Source organism: Acidobacteriota bacterium, assembly GCA_035471785.1.
GTDB lineage: Bacteria > Acidobacteriota > UBA6911 > RPQK01 > DATIPO01 > JANQFM01.
The window spans coordinates 28,536-48,807 of the sequence record DATIPQ010000145.1; the positions used below are offsets into that span (position 1 = coordinate 28,536).

The 20,272-nt window shown below is 62.6% G+C and carries 20 protein-coding genes; 10 read left to right on the forward strand and 10 right to left on the reverse strand.

The features are described 5' to 3' along the window. Positions 1-13: 13 nt before the first annotated feature. The 3 genes from xseA to VLU25_20600 are packed head-to-tail and all read left to right on the forward strand — an operon-like array spanning position 14 to position 2,470. Positions 14-1,306: an exodeoxyribonuclease VII large subunit gene (gene xseA, locus VLU25_20590; GenBank protein ID HSR70340.1), complete on the forward strand. Its 1,293-nt coding sequence runs from the start codon at positions 14-16 to the stop codon at positions 1,304-1,306. Beyond that, a complete protein-coding gene (locus VLU25_20595) occupies positions 1,296-1,532 on the forward strand; it encodes an exodeoxyribonuclease VII small subunit (protein ID HSR70341.1) in 237 nt (78 codons plus the stop codon). The genes xseA and VLU25_20595 overlap by 11 nt, the downstream gene beginning before the upstream one ends. Next, on the forward strand, positions 1,529-2,470 hold the full coding sequence (locus VLU25_20600; GenBank protein HSR70342.1) for a farnesyl diphosphate synthase: 942 nt from the start codon (positions 1,529-1,531) through the stop codon (positions 2,468-2,470). The genes VLU25_20595 and VLU25_20600 overlap by 4 nt, the downstream gene beginning before the upstream one ends. A gap of 386 nt (positions 2,471-2,856) precedes the next feature. On the opposite strand, the gene VLU25_20605 is transcribed toward VLU25_20600, so the two are convergent. The 3 genes from VLU25_20605 to VLU25_20615 form a co-directional block, all read right to left on the reverse strand. Further along, a complete protein-coding gene (locus VLU25_20605) occupies positions 2,857-3,030 on the reverse strand; it encodes a hypothetical protein (GenBank protein HSR70343.1) in 174 nt (57 codons plus the stop codon). Positions 3,031-3,121: 91 nt separating this feature from the next. Beyond that, positions 3,122-4,837, reverse strand: a complete 1,716-nt coding sequence (locus VLU25_20610) for a glutamine--tRNA ligase/YqeY domain fusion protein (protein ID HSR70344.1) — start codon at positions 4,835-4,837, stop codon at positions 3,122-3,124. Between the two features lie 68 nt (positions 4,838-4,905). Continuing rightward, complete coding sequence (locus tag VLU25_20615) at positions 4,906-6,150, reverse strand: MFS transporter (protein HSR70345.1); 1,245 nt, start codon at positions 6,148-6,150, stop codon at positions 4,906-4,908. Positions 6,151-6,216: 66 nt separating this feature from the next. Here VLU25_20615 and VLU25_20620 point away from each other — a divergent pair, with 66 nt between their 5' ends. Beyond that, positions 6,217-7,236: a hypothetical protein gene (locus VLU25_20620; GenBank protein HSR70346.1), complete on the forward strand. Its 1,020-nt coding sequence runs from the start codon at positions 6,217-6,219 to the stop codon at positions 7,234-7,236. Between the two features lie 409 nt (positions 7,237-7,645). Here VLU25_20620 and VLU25_20625 read toward each other — a convergent pair whose 3' ends face one another. The 7 genes from VLU25_20625 to galU all read right to left on the reverse strand — a co-directional run bounded on the left by VLU25_20625 (position 7,646) and on the right by galU (position 14,536). After that, entirely contained in the window at positions 7,646-8,908 is a 1,263-nt protein-coding gene (locus tag VLU25_20625; GenBank protein HSR70347.1) for a tetratricopeptide repeat protein, read from the reverse strand. A 311-nt stretch (positions 8,909-9,219) separates the two neighbouring features. Beyond that, positions 9,220-9,636, reverse strand: coding sequence for an Hsp20/alpha crystallin family protein (locus VLU25_20630; GenBank protein HSR70348.1), 417 nt, complete (start codon positions 9,634-9,636; stop codon positions 9,220-9,222). Positions 9,637-9,681: 45 nt separating this feature from the next. Next, positions 9,682-10,125, reverse strand: coding sequence for an Hsp20/alpha crystallin family protein (locus VLU25_20635; GenBank protein ID HSR70349.1), 444 nt, complete (start codon positions 10,123-10,125; stop codon positions 9,682-9,684). Positions 10,126-10,253: 128 nt separating this feature from the next. Beyond that, complete coding sequence (gene add / locus VLU25_20640; GenBank protein ID HSR70350.1) at positions 10,254-11,327, reverse strand: adenosine deaminase; 1,074 nt, start codon at positions 11,325-11,327, stop codon at positions 10,254-10,256. 22 nt (positions 11,328-11,349) lie between these two features. Then, complete coding sequence (locus VLU25_20645) at positions 11,350-12,312, reverse strand: GntR family transcriptional regulator (protein HSR70351.1); 963 nt, start codon at positions 12,310-12,312, stop codon at positions 11,350-11,352. After that, entirely contained in the window at positions 12,312-13,604 is a 1,293-nt protein-coding gene (serS, locus tag VLU25_20650; GenBank protein HSR70352.1) for a serine--tRNA ligase, read from the reverse strand. Before serS ends, VLU25_20645 begins: the two co-directional genes overlap by 1 nt. 59 nt (positions 13,605-13,663) lie before the next feature. Next, on the reverse strand, positions 13,664-14,536 hold the full coding sequence (gene galU, locus VLU25_20655) for a UTP--glucose-1-phosphate uridylyltransferase GalU (GenBank protein HSR70353.1): 873 nt from the start codon (positions 14,534-14,536) through the stop codon (positions 13,664-13,666). A 193-nt stretch (positions 14,537-14,729) separates the two neighbouring features. Between galU and rpsU the strand changes: the two genes are divergently transcribed. The 6 genes from rpsU to VLU25_20685 all read left to right on the forward strand — a co-directional run bounded on the left by rpsU (position 14,730) and on the right by VLU25_20685 (position 20,258). After that, positions 14,730-14,918 (forward strand): 30S ribosomal protein S21, encoded by a 189-nt coding sequence (rpsU, locus tag VLU25_20660; protein ID HSR70354.1) that lies wholly within the window; start codon positions 14,730-14,732, stop codon positions 14,916-14,918. A 94-nt stretch (positions 14,919-15,012) separates the two neighbouring features. Then, positions 15,013-16,317 (forward strand): thymidine phosphorylase, encoded by a 1,305-nt coding sequence (locus VLU25_20665; protein HSR70355.1) that lies wholly within the window; start codon positions 15,013-15,015, stop codon positions 16,315-16,317. Next, positions 16,317-17,555, forward strand: coding sequence for a NupC/NupG family nucleoside CNT transporter (locus VLU25_20670; GenBank protein ID HSR70356.1), 1,239 nt, complete (start codon positions 16,317-16,319; stop codon positions 17,553-17,555). The genes VLU25_20665 and VLU25_20670 overlap by 1 nt, the downstream gene beginning before the upstream one ends. Positions 17,556-17,564: 9 nt before the next feature. Continuing rightward, positions 17,565-18,389: a purine-nucleoside phosphorylase gene (locus VLU25_20675; GenBank protein ID HSR70357.1), complete on the forward strand. Its 825-nt coding sequence runs from the start codon at positions 17,565-17,567 to the stop codon at positions 18,387-18,389. Beyond that, positions 18,389-18,793 (forward strand): cytidine deaminase, encoded by a 405-nt coding sequence (gene cdd / locus VLU25_20680; protein ID HSR70358.1) that lies wholly within the window; start codon positions 18,389-18,391, stop codon positions 18,791-18,793. Before VLU25_20675 ends, cdd begins: the two co-directional genes overlap by 1 nt. Before the next feature lie 28 nt (positions 18,794-18,821). Further along, complete coding sequence (locus tag VLU25_20685; GenBank protein HSR70359.1) at positions 18,822-20,258, forward strand: amidohydrolase; 1,437 nt, start codon at positions 18,822-18,824, stop codon at positions 20,256-20,258. Positions 20,259-20,272: the final 14 nt, after the last annotated feature.

The window sequence follows — 20,272 nt, forward strand, 5'->3', positions numbered from 1 at the left end:
CACGAGAAACCGCATGTCTCAGCAAGGATTCCGCTTTCAGTCCGGCCGCCGCATCGTCAAGGTGGGCGAATTGATGGCCGATCTGCGCGATCGGCTGGAAAGCGATTACCGCGACATCTGGGTTCAAGGCGAGATCCGCGACTTCGCGGCCCCCCCTTCCGGGCACTACTATTTCGCCCTCAAGGATGAAGAAGGACGACTGCGCTGCGCCTGCTTCCGCATGCAGGCCCGCTACCTCAAGTTCCGTCCTGAGAACGGGATGGAAGTGGTGGCGCGGGGGAGTCTTTCCGTCTACCCTCCCCGGGGCGACGTGCAGTTGATCGTGCAGTTCATGGAACCCTTGGGCGACGGAGCCCGCCAAGTGGCCTTCGAACAACTCAAGCGGCGCCTCCAGGCCGAGGGCCTTTTCGACGCCGAGCGGAAGAAACCGCTCCCTCTGCTGCCTTCCAAGATCGGCCTGGTCACCTCGCCCGCCGGAGCCGCGGTCCGCGACGTCCTCAATGTCCTCAAACGACGCAATGACCGGCTGGATGTGCTCATCCATCCGGCCCGCGTGCAGGGCAGCGGGGCCGGGCAGGAGATCGCCGCAGCGGTACGAAAGCTGGGGCAGCGCGACGATCTCGACGTCATCATCGTGGCCCGCGGGGGAGGCTCCAGCGAAGACCTGTGGGAGTTCAACGACGAGGGAGTGGCGCGCGCCATCTTCGCCTGCCGGGTCCCCGTTATCTCGGCGGTGGGGCACGAAATCGACTTCACACTGGCCGATTTCGTGGCCGACCTGCGAGCTCCCACACCTTCGGCGGCCGCTGAAATCGTCTCCGCCGCCCGCGACGAACTGCAGCAGCGGCTGGCCCAAGGCCGTCGCCGCCTGCGCCACGCCGTCTCCCTCAAAATCCAAAGGGAACGCCACAGACTGCATGCGCTGGCCTCCAACCGCACCTTCGTCGATGCGGAAGGTTCCCTGCGCTACTACTCGCAGAGGCTCGATGAGCTGGGGGCGCGGCTGGGCAAGACGCTGCCCCCCCGGCTGCCGCTGCTGCATCAGCGCACCGGCCAGTTGAGGCGTTCGCTGTCGCGCGAGATGAGACATCTCACAAGGGCCCGCCACACCCGCCTGTCGAGCCTGCAGTCCCAGCTCAACGCCTTCTCTCCCCAGGCCGTGCTGGAGCGGGGATACGCTATCGTCCAGCGGCCCGACCACAAGGTGGTGCGCGCTCCCCAGGACGCGCCGCCGGGAGAACGGCTGCACATCCGGGTGGCGCGGGGGCGTTTCCTTGCGGAAAGGATCGAAGACGATGAAGTATAAGCAGTTTGAAGAGGCTCTGGGCCGCCTCGAGGAGATCGTCGGCGAACTGGAAAAAGGAGAGGCCTCGCTGGAGGAGTCCTTGAAGCTTTTCGAAGAAGGCATCAAGATCTCCCAGTTCTGCGGCGAGAAGCTGGATGAAGCCGAGCGCAAGGTGGAAATCCTGCTGCGCAAGGGAGGCAAGGACGTGGAAGAGCCTTTCGATGCGCCCGAAGAGGAGGATTCGTGAGTTCCTCGCCTTCAACCGAGCAGGGCGGCCGGCAGTCGCCCTCGGCGGACTTCCCGGCCTACATGAAAGCCCAGGCCGAGATCATCGACCGGCGTCTGGACGAGTTCTTGCCGCCTCCCGAGCAGCCCCCCGCCGTTATCCACGAGGCCATGCGCTACGCCATGTTCGCCGGCGGAAAGAGGCTGCGGCCGGTGCTGGCCGTGACCGTGGCCGAGGCCCTGCAAGGGCCCATGCATCAAGTCCTGCCTCTGGCCTGCGGACTCGAGATGATTCACTGCTTCTCCCTCATCCACGACGATCTGCCGGCCATGGACGACGACGACTTCCGCCGCGGAAAGCCCACCCTGCACCGCTGCTATGACGAGGCGGTGGCAATTCTGGCGGGGGACGCGCTGCTCAACCTGGCTTTGCAGGTGGTCTCCGAGACTCCCTGCCAGGACGCCCGGCAAGTCCGCCGCGTGCTGGAGGTGCTGGGACGCCTGTGCCGGGCTACCGGCAGCGTGGGAGGAATGATCGCCGGGCAAGTCGAAGACATGTCCAGCCAGGGACAGGAATTCGACGCCGACCGCCTGCATCTCATCCACAGCGCCAAGACGGGCGCGCTGATCACGGCCGCGGTGGAATGCTCGGCGCTGCTTTGCGGAGCCTCCCAAGAAGACCTGCGCCGCCTGGGAGCCTACGGCCGCCACATCGGACTGGCCTTTCAAGTCGTGGACGATATTCTCGACGTCGAAGGCTCCAGGCAGCAACTGGGAAAGTCGGCCGGCAAGGACCAAGCCGCCGCCAAGGCCACATTTCCGTCACTGTACGGCGTCGAGGAAAGCCGCCGCATGGCCGAGGAACTGGTGGAGAAGGCCGTGGCCGAGGTGTCTTTCCTGGGCGACCGCGCCAGGATGCTCTGCGAGCTGGCCCGCTTTATCTCCGTTCGGCGCTTTTGACGGAATCCTCGCCGGCAGGCTTGGCCGCCCTCCCGCAACGCCGCCTCCATCGCCGCAAGGATGCGCCTCCCACCAGGTTGTCTCCTCTCGCTCCCACGAGGCATGTCGCTCTCTGCAAGGTGGGTTGCCCCCCTCAGACCGGCCCGCAAGATCGAGGGACGGATTGACGGCTTGGGACGACTCAGCCGGCGGCGGAGTTGGTGTGTGGAGACGATTGTCGGCGGGTGGGAGGCGCATCCTTGCGGCGATTCCCACCGGAGTTTCAAGCGACCGCTCTGCTAATTCCTCTATGAACTGTCAGGCCAGGCACAAAACGGCGAGCCGTACCGCATCCTCCTGCCCATCGGCGCGGGGATGCGCCTCCCATGGGACTCGGCAAGTCCGTCTCAGTACTGGCTCTTCTTGACAGGGTTGCGGTTCATGTAGCTGCGCACAGCCACTTCGATCAGTTCGTTGACCTGGAACCCTTTGTGCAAGCTGTAGATCTTCATCTCGTTGATGAACTGGCGCTGGAAGGTGGTGGTGAAGTTCGATTTCTTGGCCGGTGATTCTTTAACCATTGTCGTGTGCATCATTGTAGACGCGAAGCTTCCGCTTGTCTTGTTCTAAGGCAAACCGCCTGACAAGTGTTGCGGGATTGTTGCTTCTCTTCTAGCGGCGCTTTTTGGCCTGACGCTGTTTTTCGATCTTGGCCCAGGTGTCGCGCAGGGCGACGGTGCGGTTGAAAACGGGCTTGGCTGCTTCCTGGCTGCACTGGTCGAGGCAAAAATACCCCAGCCGTTCGAACTGCACGGTTCGGCCCGGCTCGAGGTCTGCCAGCGCGGGTTCCAGCTTGGCTTGGGCCAAGCTCAGCGAGTCGGGGTTGAGGTCGTCCAGGAAGTCGCGTCCCCCGCTTCCCGGATGGGGGTCGTTGAAGAGGCGGTCATAGAGGCGCACCTCGGCATCCAGCGCGTGGCCCGCGGAGACCCAGTGCAGCGTCCCTTTCACCCGCCGTCCGTCGGGGGCTGAGCCGCCCCGAGTCTCCGGGTCGTAGGTGGCCCGCAGTTCCACTATCTCGCCCTCATCGTCTTTAATGACCTGGTTGCAGGTGATGAAGTAGGCGTAGCGCAGGCGCACTTCTCGTCCCGGCGCCAGGCGGAAGAACTTCTTGGGCGGATCTTCCATGAAGTCTCCCCGCTCGATGTAGATCTCGCGTGAGAAGGGCACCTGACGGGTTCCGGCGCTTTCGTCCTCGGGGTTGTTGATGGCCGTCAGGGTCTCTTCTTTGTCCTCGGAGTAGTTCTCGATCACCACCTTGAGGGGGTCGAGGACGCCCAGGTAGCGGTCGGCCCGCTTGTTGAGGTCGTCGCGGATGCTGTACTCGAGCTGGGCCACGTCGATGACGGCGTCGCGCTTGGCCACGCCGATGCGTTCGCAGAAATCGACGATGGCTTCAGGCGTGTAGCCGCGGCGCCGCAGTCCGCTCAGGGTGGGCATGCGCGGATCGTCCCAGCCGTCCACCTTGCCTTCTTTCACCAGTTGCAGCAGCTTGCGCTTGCTGAGAATCGTGTAGGTCAGGCTGAGGCGGGCGAACTCGATCTGCTGGGGACGCACCGGCGTGGGCAGTTCCACCTGGTCGAGGACCCAGTCGTAGAGGGCCCGGTTGTCTTCGAACTCAAGGGTGCAGAGAGAATGGGTGATGCCCTCCAGGGCGTCGGAAAGGCAGTGGGTGAAGTCGTACATGGGATAGATGCACCACTTGTCCCCGGTGCGGTGGTGGGCCATGTGGCGGATCCGGTAGATTACCGGATCGCGCATGTTGAGATTGGGCGAAGTCATGTCGATCTTGGCCCTCAGCACATGCTCTCCGTCCTTGTACTTGCCGTCCTTCATGTCCTGGAACAGCTCCAGGTTCTCTTCCACTGTGCGCCCGCGGTAAGGCGAGGGAGTGCCCGGTTCGGTCAGGGTGCCCCGGTTGCGGCGGATCTCCTCGGCGCTTTGGCTGTCTACGTAGGCCTTGCCCGCCCGGATCAGGTCGAGTGCGTAGTCGTAGAGGCGGTCGAAGTAGTCGGAGGCGTGATAGAGACGCTCTTGCCAGTCGTATCCCAGCCAGCGCACGTCGCCCTTGATGGAATCTTCGTACTCGACCTCTTCCTTGGCCGGATTGGTGTCGTCGAAGCGCAGGTTGCAGGTGCCGTCGTATTCCCGCGCCACCCCGAAGTTGAGGACGATCGACTTGGCGTGGCCGATGTGCAGGTAGCCGTTGGGCTCGGGAGGAAAGCGGGTGGCCACCCGTTTGTCGTTCTTGCCCGCCGCCAGGTCGTTCTCCACCCGGGCGCGGATGAAGTCCAGCGGTTTCTTGTCGTGATCAGCCTTGTTGTCGCTCATAAACAAAGCGTGATCTTAGCACAACGCCTCATGGCGCCTGGAATCCGCGCCGGTCGGCGGGCGGCGGCTCAGAGCTTCTCGACCTCGCTGCGCGAGAGCAGGAAGGTCAAGGCCGCCGTAGCCAGCAGGCCGGCGTTGATGGCCAGGGCCAGGGGAGGGGAGAGGCGCGAGGCCACCCACCCTGTAGCCAGGTCGCCCGCCGGCATCCCCCCTCGAAAGGAGAGCATGAAGACGCTCATCACGCGTCCCCGCATCTCGTCCTCGACGGCCAACTGGATGAGGGCGTTAATGGAGGCGATCAGGGTCAGCATGGCCATGCCGCCCAAGAAGAGCAGCACGTAGCTGAGAGGCAGCAGGCGGGAAAAGGCGAAGCCCACCAGGATGGCGGCGAAAACGAGCTGCAGGAAGAGAGTCACCAGGCCGCGCCGCTTCATTTCCGAGTAAGAGGCGTAGATCAGGGCCCCCGTGACCGAGCCGGCCGCCGAGACCGTCATCATGTAGGAGTAGGTGCGGGCGTCGCCGGCAAAGATGTCCTTCGCGAAGACCGGCAACTGGGTGAGAAGGGGCACGCCGCAGAAGGAAGTGATCACTCCCATCAGGCTGAGCTGCCACAGCGCCGCCTTGTCGAAGAGATAGCTGAGTCCGTGACGGATGTCGCCCATTACCGAGCGTCCGGTCTTGCGGGGAGTGAAAGAGACCCGGATGAGGTTGAGGCTGATGATGACGGCGATGAAGCTGAGCCCGTTAAAGGCGAAGCACAGGGTCGGCCCCACCCGGTCGAGCAGGATTCCGGCCAGCATGGGGCCCACCATGCGGGCCAGGTTGAACTGGGTGGAGTTGATGGCGATGGCGTTGGGCATGTCTTGGCGGTCGACCAGATTGGGCAGCAGCGCCTGATAGGCGGGGCCGCCGAAGGCCTGGGCCGTCCCCACCACGAAGACCAGCACCAGGAAGTGCCAGAGAGCGATGACGTCGAAGTAGACCAATCCAGTCAGCGTAAAGGCGCTGCTCATCTGGATGTACTGGGAGGCCAGAAGCTGCTTGCGCCGGTCCACCCGGTCGGCCACGGCTCCTCCCACCAGGGTGAAAAGGATGAAAGGCAGCGAGCCCAGAAATCCCACCAGCCCAAGGTAGAAAGGGTCTTCGGTCATCTCGTAGACCAGCCAGCCTTGGGCGATTTGCTGAGTCCACGTTCCCGTGGTGGAGGTGAACGACCCCATCCACATGAGGCGGAAATCCCGGTAGGAGAAGGCTCTGAAGGTACGTTTGACGAGGGACGGTTTATCCCCAGCCGCGTCGGGTTGCTGGGCCATCGTTACTTAGATGCGCCCCTTGGCTGAGCGGATTCGCCTGATTTCGTGGTATTTTCTGACGCTGTCATGAGTCTCTACGGGCGCATCATGCATTGGCGCGAACGGGTGCTGACGCAGCGCGACACCCACCGCAAGGTCTATCCCTTCGAGTGGGGACTGGAATGGCTGGGGATGGAAGGCAACGGCCGGCCCCCCTTGCAGGTGCTGCTCGATCTGGCCCAGGACTCGCTCAGCGACTCGGAAGCCTTTTTCGCCCTCCCGGAGGAGCACGTCAGGGGACGCTGGGCCAAGCGCGGCGACCATCTCGAGTTCGAGTCCCCCGCCGACTGCCTGCTGGAGCAGAACAACCGCGTGCGCTGCCGCGTCTTCGAGGCGCCGGCTTCACGGCGGGCGGTGGTGGTGCTGCCCCAGTGGAACGCCGACGAAGAGAGTCACGTGGGGTTGTGCCGCGTCCTCAGCAAGCTGGGAATCACGGCGGTGCGACATGCCTTGCCTTTTCATGAACACCGGCGCCCCCAGGGCATGGTTCGGGCCGACTACATGGTCAGTCCCAACATCGGGCGCACCATCCACGCCGTCCGCCAGGCCGTGCTCGAAACCCGGCGTCTCGTTCACTTGCTGGGCGAGAAAGGTTACCGGCACATCGGCGTGATGGGCACCAGCATCGGATCATGCGTGGGTTACCTGAGCTTCCTCCACGAACCGCTTCTCAAGACGGGAGTCTTCAACTTCGTCTCGGGATGGTTCGCCGACGTGGTCTGGCAGGGAAATGCCACCCGCTATGTTCGCCGGGGTCTGGAAGGCCGCGTCAGCCTGGAAGACCTGCGCCGCTGCTGGGCTCCCATCAGTCCCATGGCCTACGTGCAGCGGGCGGCGGCCGACAGGCGCCGTCACCTGCTCATCTCGGCCCGCTATGACCTGACCTTCTTGCCCGAAATGAGCGAGGAGGTCTTCAAAGCCTACCGCCGCTACGGAGGACGCCCCGAGGTGGCCTACCTGCCCTGCGGTCACTACACGACCGCCCGCTTCCCCTTCAAATACCTGGACGGATGGCACATCTGCCGATATCTCCGCCGCCATTTGTAGTGGGAAGAATCGAGGAATTCCCAGGTCGCCGGGAAAAATGTCAGAGGCGCTTGCTAAAGTCCCGCACATAACCTTCCAGGAGCTCCTGCCAACGATCCTGGAAGACTTGGAGAAGAGAAGGGCGTACATCAAGCCATCCAGCCTCTTTCAGCCTCTCTGCAAAAGCCTGGAACGCCCTTCTCTCCTTCGGGTTTCCCCTCCCGAGACTCAAGATTCTGGCGCATTGCACTGATCTTTATTGAGCCGGGGCCCTCCGCTTTTGTCCCTGACAGGGACAGATTCGCCAGCCCAGCCCCGGCGAGCGCGAGCGACACGGCGGCGCCACCCTGGGTTTCAGACGGCCAAGGTCCCAACGCATCTGAAAGCGTGGAACAACGCGACAGGGTGGCTCAAACTTCGCCGCACTGCACTAATCCGTGGTGCTCAAGGTTTCGGCCATGCGCACGGCTTCCTCGTGGGAGAGTGCGCGCTCCAGATTGACCGTGGTGATGGCGGCGGCCCGTTGGTAGGCCTCGCGGGCCTTCTCGTTCTGGCCGTCCTTGTGATAAGCGCGCGCCAGCAGGGTCTGGTGGAAGGGATCGTTGTTGGCGGCTTGTTCCAGGTGGTCGATGGCGGCCTTGTAGTCGCCGGCCTCCAGTTTCAGGTAACCGGCCAGGTAGTGGTAGGCGGGCTCGAACTGAGCGGCTGCGGAACCGCCTTCGTCCATGGCCTCGCGCACCCACTCGGCCTCGGCCCAGGCCTCTTCATGGCGTCCCATCTTGGCCAGAGTGCGTCCGCGGCCGTGATGGTAGCGTCCCACCCAGGTCTGCATCTGTTGCTCGGGAAGTCCTGATCCCTCCAACGACTTCAGACCTTTCTCGTAGTCGGCCATGGCCGCTTCCAGGCGCCCGTCCTCCAGATTGATGCGGGCACGCATGTTGTGAATGAACACGGGCGGGAAGTTCTGGACGTTGGGCGACGCCATATAGCCCTCGAGAGCCTCGTCGACGGCTTTGAGGGCCTGATCGGTCTGGCCTTGATGGACCCGCGACAGAATGGTGCCGAAGTGCAGTCCGAAAGCGAAACCGTCTGCCTTGGCCATTCCCTTGGCGTAGGTCTTGCGCGCTTTGTCGTACCTGCCGTCGACCATCTGGCAGTTGCCCTTGAAGAAAAAGATGCGGGGCGTGTCATGGTTCAGTTCATAGGCCCGGTCGAAGGCCCGGCAGGCCGTATCGGGATCGGTGCCCATGGCCAGTTGACCCACCAGCATGTGGGCCCGACGCTCATCGGGATAGAGCCGTGCCATCTCCTGGAAGGCCTTGAGGGCATCGGGAGCGCTTTGGCCGCGGATAAACTTGGCTCCCTTGAGATAGAGCTTCTCGCCCTCGGTCATGCTCTCGGAGAGCTCGTCGGCTTTGGCCAGCATTTCCTGGGCTTGGGGGTTGGGTTGGAACTGGCTGGCGACCATGTGGGCGAATCCCCAATCGGGAGCGGCTTGCAGCAGCTCCTGAGCCTTGGCCGCCAGAGTCGGACCCGGCTGAAAGTTCTCGATCCCATGAGTAATCTCTTCCACCAGTTCGATCGCTTGCTGGGAATCGGTGGAGTATTGAATCGTCTTCTCGGCGGCCAGCATCCAGCCGGACGCCAGCAGAACAACAGCTAGCAGAGCCGTGCTTTTGCTCAACAGCTTCATATTTGGCCTCCTCCTTGTTACGGTTGTTCCTCCACGGGCGAGATCAGGATGTAGGAAGGACGCAGGCCGGTTTCGCCTCGCTAAAACGAGAGGTCATGCCGGCCTTCACGTCGGTGCTTTCGTCTCATCCGGATTCGCCAGAACAAACGTCGTCACAAGCTGGTTCGTTCCAAAAAGATAGGCTTTGCAAAAGCACTGGCGGAGACGAATGGGCGCCTGTGTCCAGACACAAAAAAAAGAGGAGACGCGGCTCGCCGCGTCTCCTCTGCCAAGACGGACCCGAATCGGTTCTGTGGAAACCGAGGGTCGTTCTAATGGACTTCGATGTCGATCTGCTTGGGCTTGGCTTCCTCCCGCTTGGGCAGCGTCAGCATCAGCAGACCGTTCTTGAGATTGGCGCTGATCTTCTCGGGATCGACGTTGCGGGGCAGCGTGAAGTTGCGCTCGAAGCGTCCGTAGCGGCGCTCGATGCGGTGGTACTCGTCGTCCTTGCGCTCGAGCGAACGCTCGCCCGAGATGCTGAGCACGCCGTCCTCGACGGAGATGTTGATGTCGTTCTTCTCGAAGCCGGGCACCTCGGCCGTGAAGGTCATGGAATTTGCGTCCTCGGCTACATCCACGGCCGGTCTCCAACCGCGCGACACTTCGGGAAAGCTGCGGTTGAAGAAGTTCCCGATAGCCTCGTCGAAGAATTTCTGTACGTCGTTGGTCCTCATCAAGTTGGTCATTTCGTCTTCCTCCTCGATCTATCTGAGAGTGATGTCATTGCGTCCCTATTGGGCGTTTACCGCGATCTGGCGGGGCTTGGCCTCTTCCCGCTTGGGGATGGAGATGGTCAGCAGCCCATTCTTGAGGGAGGCGTTGATTCCCGCGGGGTCGACGTTGGTGGGCAGCGTGAAGCTGCGCTCGAAACGCCCGTAGGACCGCTCAACGCGATGGAAGTGACGGCCTTCGTCCTCCTGCTGACGGCTGCGCTCTCCTGAAAGGGTGAGGGTGCCGTCCTCAACCGAGATATTGAGGTCTTCCTTGGTGAAGCCGGGCACCTCGGTGGTGAAGGTCAGGCCCTCGGAGTCCTCGTGGATGTCGACGGCCGGCAGCCAGCCCTTGGAGGCTTCGGGACGATGACGTCCCGGCTCCAGGCTGGGAAAGGCCTGGTCGAAGAGACGAAAGGGCGAATTCGGGTATGGCAATTGGCGACGGATTCTCGTTAAAGTCATTTATTCTTATCCTCCTGTAAATAGGAATGATTTAAAACTGCTTGCTTCCGACTACGTTTAGTGATTTAAGATGGCCCTGCGGGCTTGTCAAGGATGAGGCCGAAAAAAATGGCGCCGGATGATCGCTTTCAGCCGCGGACTTGGTAGTCGGCGAACCCCAGGTCGGATTGGGCCAGGGCATCTGTGAATTCCTGCATCAGGTCCATGCGTTCGCCGTGAGGAAGGAAGGCCGAAAGGGCGCTCTGCAGGATGAGACGGTGAAGGCCATCCCTGCCCAAGTCGAAGTGCTCCACGGCCAGAAGGAACTCGTCGGTCAGCGAGGTCTGAAAGAGGCCGGGATCGTCGGTATTGAGGCTGACCGACAGACCGCGCTTGAAAAGAAGTCCGAAGGGGTTGTTGACCAGTGGACTCCAGGCCCCGGTGGCCTGATTGCTGGTCAGGCACACATCGAGTCCCACCGCGTGCCCGCGCAGGTACTCGATCAGGCGTCCGTCGCGGGCCGCCTGGATGCCGTGGCCGATGCGGTTGGCGCCCAGAATCCGCAGGGCGTCCCACACCTGTTCGGGCCCTCCGGTTTCGCCGGCGTGGACGTGGATGAACAGCTCGTGGGCCCTGGCCCAAAGAAAGACGTCTTGAAATTCGCTCAGCGGGAGGGAGTTCTCGTCGCCGCCCAGCCCCAGCCCGCACACGCCCTTGCGCCGGTTGGCTACCGCCCACTCGGCCGTGCGGCGGGCCTCGTCGGCTCCCCATTGGCGCACGCAGTCGAAGATCCAGCGTATTTTGACGCGGGCCTCGGCTTCGATGGCGGCGCTCCGCTCGAGAACCGCCTCCACGATGGCCTCGGCATCGAATCCGAAGCGGTGGGGAATGGAGGGCGCCAGGATGATTTCGGCGTAACGGATATTGTGCTCACGGAAGTAGTCGGCAAGGTGGTCGAGGATGAGCAGGTAGTCGTCGGCCTGGCGCAGATGCTGGCAAACCGTCTTGTAGGTGGAGAGAAAATCGGCGAAGTCATCATAGGTGAAGAGCTTTTCACGCAGTTCTTTTTGGGAGAGGCCCTTCAGTTCGCTGTCGTATTTGCGCGCCAGCCTCTGCAGCAAGGCGGCGTTGATGGATCCTTCCAGGTGGAGGTGCAGTTCGGCCTTGGGAGCGTCCTGGATTCCCTTCCGGACTCGCTCCAGCGCCTTGTCGCGTTCCTTCATGTCCCTCCTCCCGGGCCGTCCCTCAACCCAGCAGTTGCATCTGCTTGAGGCCGTCGATGGTTTCATCCGAGATCACGTTTTCGTAAGTCTTCAGCTCCCGCTCGGCGGGTGTCCGCTTGCGCATCTCGTCCCAGCACATGGGCGAGACGAAGATCACGTCGGCTTCCTCCACGATTCTCTCGATCAGATCCTCGCGGTCGATGGGAGCGATCCAGAACTTTTTGTCGGTGGAAGGATGAAAAATGTTCATAAAGACCTCCCAGGGTGCGTGCAGGGTTTTCTCGTCCTGGATGACGATGGCGGTATTGCGGTCTTGAGCCTCGCTGAGGATTTCGGTGTATATGGCGTGGCTCGGCTTGATCTCCAGCAGCGGTTTCTTCAAGCTGTCGGCCAGGCGGGTGACCTCGTCCAGGTGCCAGCTCGTGGTGAGCAGGCAATCGGCTTCCTTGAGAAAGCGTTCCTCCTCTTCGCTGGGCTGGCCCTCCAGGTTGACGGGAAAGGCCTCGGCGTTGAGCCTCATTTGCAGTTCGCGCGAAAAAATGAAGGCCTCCTCGCTGTGATCGACGACCGCCAGCTTGAGCTTGCGCAAGTCGGTTCCGTTGACGAAGCTGTTGTAGAGGCGGGAGAACTTGGAAGGCTTCAGTCCCAGGCTCTTGGCTCGTTCGCTGACTTCGCCGAGCAGCTTGAAGATGGCCTTGGAGCGCATCTGCTGGTAGCTCTCGCGCCCGCTCTTCTTCTGCAAGAAGGCTCCGCTGCCCTTGACGATTTCGATGTAGTTCTCCTCCGCCAGGCGGACGTAGATCTTTCGGATGGTCTTGTAGTTGACGTCCAGGTCGTCGGCCAGCTCGCGGATGGAGGGCAGGCGGTCGCCCTCCTGGATCTTGCCGCAGTAGATGGCGCTCAAGAGCTGCCCCTTGATCTGGCGGTAATAGCTCAGATTGACGTTTTCCTTGTCCAGGTTGAACCTGAGGGTTTTTTCCGTCATCAAATCTTGAGCCCGTTCTCGACGGTGATGCGCTCCAGTCCGTCCATGTAGGGACGCAGGACTTCAGGAACCACTACGGTGCCGTCGGCTTCCTGGTAGTTCTCGAGGATGGCTACCCAAGCCCTTCCCACGGCCAGCCCAGAGCCGTTGAGGGTGTGTAGGTAGCGGTTCTTCTTGCCCTCGGCGGGCCGGTAGCGGATGCCGGCGCGGCGGGCCTGGAAGTCCTCGAAGTTGCTGCAGGAAGAGATTTCCCGGTAGGTGTCTTGGCTGGGGATCCAAACCTCCAAATCGTAGGTCTTGGCGGAACTGAAGCCCGTGTCTCCGCTGGACAGCGTCACCACCCGGTAGGGCAGCTCCAGCCTTTGCAGGATGCCTTCGGCGTCGGCGGTCAGCTTTTCCAGTTGCTGGTAGGAATCATCGGGACGGGCGAACTTGACCAATTCCACCTTGTTGAACTGATGCTGGCGGATGAGTCCGCGGGTGTCCTTGCCGTAAGATCCGGCCTCGCTGCGGAAACAGGGCGTGTAGGCGGTCAGGCTGATGGGCAGCCTCTCCTCCTCGATGATTTCTGAGGAGAGCAGATTGGTGACCGGAACCTCGGCCGTGGGGACCAGGTAGTATTCGTGCCCCTGCAGCTTGAAGAGGTCGGCCTCGAATTTGGGGAGCTGTCCCGTGCCCAAGAAGGCCTCCCGGTTGTTGATGTAGGGCGGCAGCACCTCGGTGTAGCCGTTTTCCTTGCTGTGGACGTCCAGCATGAAGCGGGCCAGGGCGTGTTCCAGCCGGGCGCCTGCGCCGTAATAGACGGCGAACCGGGCGCCCGCTATCTTGCCGGCCCTTTGCAGGTCGAGGATGCCCAATCCCTCGCCCAGTTCGACGTGATCCTTGACGGGAAAGTCGAAGGCGGGGGGCGTGCCCAACTTGCGCACCGTTTCATTGGCGCTCTCATCTTCGCCCACCGGCACCGAGTCGTGACACAGGTTGGGGACGTTGAGCAGGAAGGACTCCATGCTCTGGTCCAATAGCTCCAGTTGGCCGTCCAGTTCCTTGATGCGGGCGCCGACCTCCTTCATCTCGGCGATTTGAGAAGAGGCGTCGCCGCCGGAGCGTTTGACGTGGGCGATCTGCTCGCTGGTCTTGTTGCGCCTGGCCCGGAGTTCTTCCCACTGCAAGCGGACGCGGCGTTCTTCTTCGTCCAATTGGCTAAAAGCGTCCTGGTCGAGATCGAAGCCGCGCTGGGCCAGCCTCTCAGCTACGCTGGCGAGGTTTTCGCGTATGAAAATTCGGTCGAGCATGATATGTCGAGTCCTATTATGAGTGATTCGGTGGTCCGGCGCATCCGTGGCGGAAGCGCTCAAAGTTGCAGCGTCCGCAGCCAGCGGCGCAGATCCTCGGCCAGGTCGGGCCGCTCAAGGGCGAAGTCGATGGAGGCTTGCAGATATTCCAGTTTGTTGCCGGCGTCGTAGCGGGTGCCCTCGAACCTGTAGGCATAAACGGGTTCCTGGCGCAGCAGTCTGTGCAGTCCGTCGGTCAATTGAATTTCGCCGCCCTTGCCGGGAGGAGTGTTTTCCAGAGCGTCGAAGATGCCGGGGGTGAGGACGTAGCGCCCGATGATAGCCAGATTGGAGGGCGCTTCCCCCACCCGGGGCTTCTCCACCAGGTCGGTGATGCGGAAGAGGCGCCGGTTGCCCTCCACCGGCTCCACGGCGGGAATGCCGTAGCGGGAGACGGCCTCCGGCTCCACTTCGAACACCGCCAGCACGCTGGCCTGCTTCTCCTGAAAGACCTCGATCAGTTGCTGCATCCCGGGTTTGGCGGAATGGATGATGTCGTCTCCCAGAAAGACGCCAAAAGGTTCGTCGCCCACGTAAGGGCGGGCCACCAGCACAGCGTGCCCCAGCCCCAGCGGTTTCTTCTGGCGCACCGAGGAGATGGTGATCATGTTGGAGAGGCTTTCCACCATCTCCAGCAGGTCGGTCTTGCCCTGCTCGCGCAGCACGGTGGAAAACTGATAGTCGTAGTCGAAATGATCGAGGATGGCGCTCTTGCCCTGCGAGGTCACGAAGCAGAAGTCCTGAAGGCCCGAGGCCACCGCCTCTTCCACCACATATTGAATGGTGGGCTTGTCGACGATGGGCAGCATCTCTTTGGGAATGGCTTTGGTGGCGGGCAGGAAGCGGGTCCCCATTCCGGCGGCCGGAATCACGGCTTTGTGGATTTCCTTCATCGCAATGCGTTTCTCCGAAGGCGAGTTCTCCTTGGCAAGTCGCCGCAGCCCGTCCCGGCGAGGCATGATAGCATGCGTCCGCTCGCCCCGCCCGTCCTTGACCGCGGGGCCGGGGGTTTGCTATCTTTCAAGTTTGCGAAAAAGACGCTTCCCCGCGGGGAGGCCTATCCTTTGAAAGAGGGGAGTGAGAGCATTGGCTGAAGTTCACGTGGGAGACAACGAATCTCTCGAAAGCGCCCTGCGCCGCTTCAAGCGAAAGGTCCAGCAGGAAGATATCATCAAGGATATCAAAAAGCATTCCTTTTACTTGAAGCCGGGTGAAAAGAAGCGCCTGAAGCAGGCCCTGGCCCGCAAACGCGCCCGCAAGAAGTCGCGTCGCTGAGGCGGCTGGCGACTCCTGATTACGACCTTTACCGCCCGAGCAAGTCCGCGAGGCCTGCTCGGGTTTTTTGTGTCCGCAACTTGGAACGGGAAAAATGAACGTCGTCGAGATCATCCGCAAAAAGCGCGACCGCGAGGCCAACCTGCCTGAAGAGATCAAGGGGCTGGTGGCGGGAGTCGTGGAAGGCAAGATTCCCGACTACCAGATCAGCGCCTGGCTCATGGCGGCTTATTTGAACGGTCTGAACGCCGAGGAGACCCGTTCCCTGACGCGGGCCCTGATCGACTCGGGACGCACGGTCGACCTCTCCCACATCAGCGGACTCAAGGTCGACAAGCATTCCACCGGCGGAGTCGGCGACAAGACCTCGCCCGTCATCGCCCCCATCGTGGCCGCGGCGGGCGGACGCGTCCCCATGATCTCGGGACGGGGGCTGGGACACACCGGCGGCACTCTCGACAAGCTGGAGTCGATCCCGGGATTCCGCGTCGACCTTTCGCTGCAGCGCTTCATCCGCCTGGTGGAAGAAGAAGGCTTCGCCCTCATCGGCCAGACCGACGAGTTCACGCCCGGCGACCGCATCCTCTACGGACTGCGCGACGTGACCGCCACGGTGGAGTCGATTCCGCTCATCGTCTCCAGCATCATCTCCAAGAAGGTGGCCGAAGGCATCGACGCCCTGGTGCTCGACGTCAAGACCGGCGACGGCGCCTTCATGAAGACCCTGGACCGTTCTGAAGAACTGGCGCGGGCCTTGACCGAGGCCGGCCGGGGACTGGGCAAGAGGGTGGTGGCGCTGATCACCGACATGTCCCAGCCGCTGGGCCGGACGGTGGGCAATGCCCTGGAAATTCGCGAGTGCATCGAGGTCCTGAGCGGCCAAGGCCCGCAGGATCTGCGCCGGCTGTGCATCGAGCTATCCGCCTACATGCTTTGGCTCTCGGAATTGGCCGAGGACTTGGATTCGGCCCGCCGCCTGGCCGGGGAGCAGATCAGCAGCGGACGCGCCTTGCGCTCCCTGCAGCGGCTGATCGAGAAGCAGCACGGAGACCCGCGGGTGGTGGACGATACCTCCCGCCTGCCTGGACCGCGCTCCGAATTCCAGTATACTGGCCCGCAGTCCGGATTCCTGCAGCAAGCCCGCGCCGCTTCGGTGGGACGTGCGGCCATGCTGCTGGGCGCCGGACGCCAAACGAAGGATTCCAAGATCAATCCGGCGGTGGGCATCGAGATGCTCAAGAAGGTGGGCGACCCCGTGGCGGAAGGCGAAGCCCTGGCCTTGCTCCACTACGACGAGGAAGACCGGCTGCAGGCGGCGCTCAGGGAACTGGAAAGCGCCTTCCGCATTTCGCCGGAGAGCGTCGAGGCTCCTCCGCTGATTCACAAGGTCATCGAATAGTGGACAGACTTATCGGACTCGTCGGCATCGCCTTTCTGCTGGGATTGGCCTACCTCTTCTCGACCAAACGCAGCGCCATCAAATGGAGGACGGTGTTTTGGGGGCTGGTGCTGCAGTTGATCTTCGCCATCTTCGTGCTCAAGATCCCCTTCGGCCAGAAAGCGCTTGAAACCGTCTCCTACGCGGTCACCACCCTGATCGGATTCGCCGATGAGGGCTCCTACTTCCTCTTCCGCGACCTGGTGGCCGAGGGAGCGCCTTTCATCTTCGCCTTCAAGGTACTGCCCATCGTCATCTTCATTTCCAGCTTCTTCAGCGTCCTCTACTACCTGGGGCTGATGCAGGTTATGGTGCTGGGGATGGCCAAACTGATGACCCGCTTCATGTCGGTCAGCGGGGCCGAGTCCCTGGGGGCGGCGGCCAATGTTTTCATGGGCCAGACGGAAGCGCCCATCGTGGTGGCCCCCTACATCAAAAAAATGACCGACTCGGAGCTGATGGCGCTGATGACGGGCGGAATGGCCACCGTCTCGGGCGCCATTCTGGGCGGCTATATCGGGCTGGGCGTCAACGCCCAGTACCTGATCGCGGCCAGCGTCATGGCGGCTCCCGCCTCGCTGGTGGCGGCCAAGATGCTGGTCCCCGAGACCCAGCATTCCCTGACCGCCGGCAAGGTGGAACTGAAGGTCGAGCGCACCGACGTCAACGTCATCGATGCCGCCGCTCGCGGGGCCGGCCAAGGCCTCCAGTTGGCGCTCAACATCGGCGCCATGCTGATCGCCTTCGTTTCCATCATCTATCTGCTCAACGGCATCCTGGGCTGGGTGACGGGATTCTTCGGCACGCCCGTCACCATGCAGGAGATACTGGGCTATGTGCTGGCTCCCCTGACCTACCTGATGGGCGTTCCCTGGCAGGACGCCAGCAACGTGGGCCAACTGATCGGGCTCAAGATCGTCCTCAACGAATTCCTGGCCTACGACGCCATGGCCCAGATGCAGGGATACGCCGCCGAAGCGGGCCGAGGCGAGCCCCTGCTGGGAGCCAAAGCCGAGATGATCGCCACCTACGCCCTGTGCGGATTCGCCAATTTCTCGAGCATCGCCATCCAGATCGGAGGCATCGGCGGACTGGCCCCCGAACGCAAGTCAGACCTGGCCCGCTTCGGACTGCGGGCGGTGCTGGGCGGCTCCATCGCCAGCTTCATGACCGCCACCTTGGCCGGTATCATCTCTTAGGGAGCCGTCATGCAATACCTCTCTCAACTCAACGACGCCGTCCGCTTCCTGCGCGGACACATCGGCGACCCGCCCGACGTGAGCCTGGTTCTGGGAAGCGGGCTGGGAGCGGCCTTTGCCTCCCAGGTCGAGAGCGAACGGTTGAATTACTCGGAGATTCCCCATTTCCCTGTCTCCTCGGTGGTCGGCCATGCCGGCCAATTGGCCTGGGGCCGGCACCGCGGCACCCGCTTCTGCGCGCTGATGGGACGGGTCCACCTCTACGAAGGGCTGGAGCCGCGGCGCGTGGTTTTCGCCGTGCGCGCCCTGGCTATGTGGGGATGCCGGAACTTCCTCATCACCAACGCCGCCGGAGCCGTTAACCGCGAAATGGCCCCCGGCCAACTGATGCTGATCACCGACCACATCAACCTTCAGGGCGCCAATCCCCTGGAGGGCGACAACTACGACGATTTGGGCCAGCGCTTTCCCGACATGTCCGATCCCTATCACCCCGACCTTCGCCGTCTGGCGCTGCAATGCGCCCGGCAACTGGGAATCGAGTTGCGGCAAGGGGTCTACATCGCCGTGCGCGGACCCAGCTACGAAACCCCCGCCGAGATCCGCATGTGCCGGACGCTGGGGGCCGACGCCGTGGGCATGTCCACGGTTCCCGAAGTCATCGCCCTCAACCACATGAAGCGCCGGGTGGCCGGCATCTCCTGCCTCACCAACATGGCCGCCGGCATCCTCGACCAGCCCCTCGTTCACGATGAGGTGCTGCAAGTCACCGAGCGGGTCAAAGAGGACTTCGCCAGGCTGGTGCTGAGCTGGACCGAAAGGATGGGCGCCTGATGACCGACCAGAGGGAATTGGAACTGATCCGCCTGGCTAGCGAGGCTCGTGAGAAAGCCCAAGCCCGCTTCAGCCGGTTCAAGGTGGGGGCTGCTCTGCGCTCGGCCGATGGACGCATCTTTACCGGCTGCAACATCGAGAACGCCAGCTACGGACTCACCATGTGCGCCGAGCGTGTAGCCATCTTCAAAGCCGTCTCGGAAGGCTTTCTCGACTTCCAGGCCATCTGCGTGGTGGCCGATACCCGGCGGCTGACCGCGCCCTGCGGCGCCTGCCGCCAACTGATCTGGGAGATGTGCGGCGACATCCCGGTACTGCTGGCCAACCTGCAAGGAGATCGTCAGCGTCTCAGCAGCGCCGGCCTGCTGCCTCATCCCTTTGACCGGGAATCCCTTGATTCATGATTCTTCCCGCCCTCCAAGGAGCCATCTCATGAATAGATGTTTTCTGCTCAGCGCCTTGTGCTTGCTGCTCTTATCTTCGACGGCGGCCTGCTCCTCCGGTTCACAGCCCCAGGATGCTCCCCAGCCTGCCGCCCAGGACGACCTGGCCGTCGATCTGCTCATCGAAAACGGCTCCATCCTGACCATGGACGAGGCCTACACCCATCACCCCATCGGCTATGTGGCGGTCAAGGGAGATGAGATCGTCGAGGTGGGAGGAGGCGCCGCGCCGGAGCAGATCCAGCCGCTGCGGCGCGTCGACGCGCGAGGACACTTCGTGCTGCCGGGGCTCATCAACGGTCATCAGCACGCCCCCATGACGGTCATGCGGGGAGTGGCCGACGACCTGGCGCTGATGGACTGGTTGCAGAACTACATCTTTCCCTCTGAAGCCGCCAACGTCGACGAAGAGATGGTCTACTGGGGCACTTTGCTGGCCGCCATGGAGATGATCAGGGGCGGGACGACGCTCTATGTCGACATGTACTACTTCGAAGGCAAGGTGGCCGAGGCCACCGCGCGGACCGGCATGCGGGGCATTCTGGGGCAGACCATACTCGACTTCCCGGTCCCCGACGCCCACAACCCGCAGCAAGGCATCGCCGCCGCCAAGGTATTCCTGGCCAAGTGGAAAGACCACCCTCTGATCGTTCCCGCCGTGGCGCCCCATTCGCCCTACACCTGCTCCACCGAGACCCTGCTGGCCTGCAAGGCGGCGGCTGAAGAGTTCGACGTGCCACTGGTCATCCACGTGGCGGAAACCCAGGACGAACTGCGTCAGGTGCGGGAGAAGGCGGGGACCACGCCGGTCCGCTACCTGCGCGACATCGGCTTCCTCGACGACCGCGTCATCGCCGCTCACGCCGTTTGGGTGGACGAAGAGGAGATCGAGATCCTCAAACGGTTCGGAGTGGGGCCCGTGCACAACCCGGAAAGCAATATGAAGCTGGCTTCGGGGGTGGCTCCGGTGCCTGAGATGCTGGAGGCTGGACTGGCGGTGGGGATCGGAACCGACGGTCCCGCCAGCAACAACAACATCGACCTGCTGGACGAGATGGACAGCGCAGCCAAGCTGCACAAGATTTCCAGCATGGATCCAACCGTCCTGAGCGCTCGCCAAGCTCTGTCCATGGCCACCAGGCTGGGGGCTCAAGCCGTCGACATGGAGCACATGCTGGGAAGCCTGGAGGCGGGCAAGAAGGCCGACCTCATCCTCATCAAGTCTCAGGACGTCCCCGAGGCCGTTCCCTCCTACGATCCATACAGCACCATCGTCTACTCGCTGGGGGCCCAATCGGTGGTGATGACGGTCATCAACGGGCAGGTGGTTTTCGAGAGGGGCGCGCTCACGCTGATTGACGAGGTCGAGGTCTACGCCAAGATCAAGGAATTGCAGGCCAAGTTGACCCGCTCGCTGAAGCGCTGACCGAGCTATCGATA